The organism is Candidatus Chordibacter forsetii, from assembly GCF_964187505.1.
Classification (GTDB): Bacteria; Verrucomicrobiota; Verrucomicrobiia; order Opitutales; family Seribacteraceae; genus Chordibacter; species Chordibacter forsetii.
This window is the reverse complement of the sequence record NZ_CAXLML010000042.1, coordinates 1-2,585: the sequence shown is the minus strand read 5'-3', so window position 1 is coordinate 2,585 and position 2,585 is coordinate 1. Positions and strand designations below refer to the sequence as shown.

At 41.0% G+C, this 2,585-nt stretch carries 3 protein-coding genes and 1 pseudogene; 2 read left to right on the top strand and 2 right to left on the bottom strand.

Going from position 1 to position 2,585, the window contains the following annotated elements; all coding sequences use genetic code 11:
- Both ACKPQ4_RS01805 and ACKPQ4_RS01800 read right to left on the bottom strand, forming a co-directional pair.
- A pseudogene (locus ACKPQ4_RS01805) lies at positions 1 to 430 on the bottom strand (hypothetical protein); the annotation flags it as partial.
- A 23-nt stretch (positions 431 to 453) separates the two neighbouring features.
- A complete protein-coding gene (locus ACKPQ4_RS01800) occupies positions 454 to 1,671 on the bottom strand; it encodes an ABC transporter substrate-binding protein (protein WP_407679500.1) in 1,218 nt (405 codons plus the stop codon).
- 462 nt (positions 1,672 to 2,133) lie between these two features.
- Between ACKPQ4_RS01800 and ACKPQ4_RS01795 the strand changes: the two genes are divergently transcribed.
- Both ACKPQ4_RS01795 and ACKPQ4_RS01790 read left to right on the top strand, forming a co-directional pair.
- Positions 2,134 to 2,301, top strand: coding sequence for a hypothetical protein (locus tag ACKPQ4_RS01795; protein WP_407679499.1), 168 nt, complete (start codon positions 2,134 to 2,136; stop codon positions 2,299 to 2,301).
- A 101-nt stretch (positions 2,302 to 2,402) separates the two neighbouring features.
- Positions 2,403 to 2,585 (top strand): hypothetical protein (locus ACKPQ4_RS01790; protein WP_407679498.1); only part of this gene is annotated, 183 nt, incomplete at its 3' end.

The following is a 2,585-nucleotide window of genomic DNA, read 5'->3' as shown; positions in this document are numbered from 1 at the left end:
CACCGAACTTTCCGTGAAAAAATAAATAAAACAAAGTGGCCAGGCTACCAGGCAGAGCAAAACTTGGAATGAGGAGCAAAAATAAACAAATTCCCTGAAGTTTTTTGTTTAGTTCATAGACGGATATGGCCAGAAAAAAGCTCAGCCCCAAAGTAATGAGGATGGATCCACCCACAAATAACGAGGTATTTTCCAGGGAATGTATAAATTTAGGATCCTTGACTGCCCGTTCAAAATTGGAAAACGGTGAATGGGTATAACCAGTGCCAGGTAGCGACCCGCTAAACTGCTGGCTCTCCTGCATCGCCAAGTCCACACCAGTAAACAAAGGAACCACCCAGAAAAAGGCCCAAGCTAAAAGAAATGGGCTGGTTAAAAAGAGAAAGGAACCAGAATTATTCCATAAATGCCCTGCCCTCTTATTTGGCATCAAAATACGAAGGCAAAAATCGATCAAGGCTGTTCGCCTGAAGGTTGATCCCCGAATCCACCCTGCATTGCTTGACGCATTCTTACAATTGTATCCTCGGGAGTCAGAGTACCATACATTACAGAGGAAAAGAAATTTTCCTTCATTAGAAAAATTGCCTGAGGACGACTGGGATTTACTGTAACAGGGGGGATTTCATCGGCTAATTCAATCAATAACTCACCCATTGATTGCTCGAAGTATGGCTGTTCACTTACTAAGCGGGGATCTTTCCATGCCGGTTTGTATGCGGGAAAACTATTGCCCTGTAGGAAGCGTTCGGCATTGGCATCGGCATCCGTCATCACAAATTCGATAAAGTCCCAAGCTTCTTCCTGTTTTTTGCTTGAATTCATGATCATTAGTCCCTGCCCGGCAAAGGTGGCGGTGCGTGGACCCAGAGAACCATCCGCCTTTTTCCAGGTCGGTAAAGGAAGCATTCCCCACATCCCTTCCATCCCCGGGGCAAATTGTTGAAAAAGATCGAGTCCATACCAATCGGCTCCGATCACACATAATACCTCTCCCATTTCCAAATCCCCACTAAAAAAAACGGGGTCAAAAATGGATCCACGGTCTGGAAGCACTGCGATCTGTTTTTCTGCCATCTTGGCAAATTCAGATAAGATAGATACGGCAATATCTTCATCAGGTATAAAATTTCCCTTGGCATCAAATAAATCACTCCCCTTTTGGCGGAGCAGGGAATCAAACAGTGTGCCATCCAAGGCAAGAAACCTTTGCCCGTTCTCGCTCATCAATCTTTCACCAACATTTGCAAAGTCTTTCCATGTGGTAATGTCCTCGGGTTGGATATTAAAATCCTCAAACATATCCTTGCGATAATAGAGCACCAAGGCACTGAGAGACTGAGGTACACCATATGTCTTTCCATTGTAGGTAAAAACCTCCAATCTTTGTTTGTGCAAAGTTTTGTTTAGCTGAGCTTTACGAATTTTTTTAGTTAAATCAACAAAAGGGGGTGGGCCGTTGAGAAAGACCCCAAAAAAGGTCTCATCCAACTGCACCAAATCGGGTGCCCCTTCCCCTGTTCTCATCACAGCACCCAGCTTGTCTGGCATTTCCCGAAACCCATAAGCCTCGACCTGCAAATTAATCTTACTGCCTGACTTTTCGGCATACAACTCAGCCATCTGTTCGTAATAGGACTGGTCCTGAAAGGAACTAATCCACAGGGACATGTTCTTATCTTCACCAAAACTTTGAAATATGGTGCCAAAATACATGAACAGTAGGGACAAAGAAAAACGAAAATAACAAATATCCATAAGGCTAATTGTTATTTCCAAAGTAGTTTATTCGCAAGCGGATAGACAGATAATACAGATTTTTTTCGGTGAACTATTTCCGAAAATAAATATTAGGTATTAAATTAGCCCTCAGTGCTAATTACATAAAGTATAAACATTTAAATATTAGACTTGGGTATTAAGTTTTTTTTTAAATAAAGATTTTAATGAAAGTAAGATCAAAGTCAGCACATCAAGGATTTTATGATTATATTTACAGAGAACAATTCACTCTTTCCACCTACTAATATTCATTGACCCCTAAGCTATACAGAATCAGATTCTAGTGTGTGCACCACATCATACTCCGTGTATCAAAATAAAAACCGTATAAAATAGGAACATTTATCTATTATGAAAAAGGCTGGCTACACCATGCCGAACTTGGTTGGCTATATTCTTCTTCGGGTCAAAATGGAAGCGTTTGGCTGTGGTCTGGCGAGCACGGTTGGTTATGGACAAAGGCAGATATTTGGCCCTACCTCTATAAAGATGAAGCAGCAGATTGGTTATACTTCGTGAAGTCAGAGGATGGACTGCCTATTTTTTATGATTATTCAACCTCTTCCTATTTGGATAACGAAAGAGAAGATACTCATTCACCAAAATAATCTATCTAATTTGTGAAATTACTCCGAGGAGTACTTCCTCCTTTTCTCCTTTTATTTTTGCTTAGTTTAAAAACGGAGGCGTTTGAAATAGCACTAAAGAAAAATAATTGGGGAGATGCATCCGATAAAGAAGTAATTGCGGTTTTACAAACGACAGCTGATCAATTTATTCCCTTAGTTCCGAACCTATCAGGC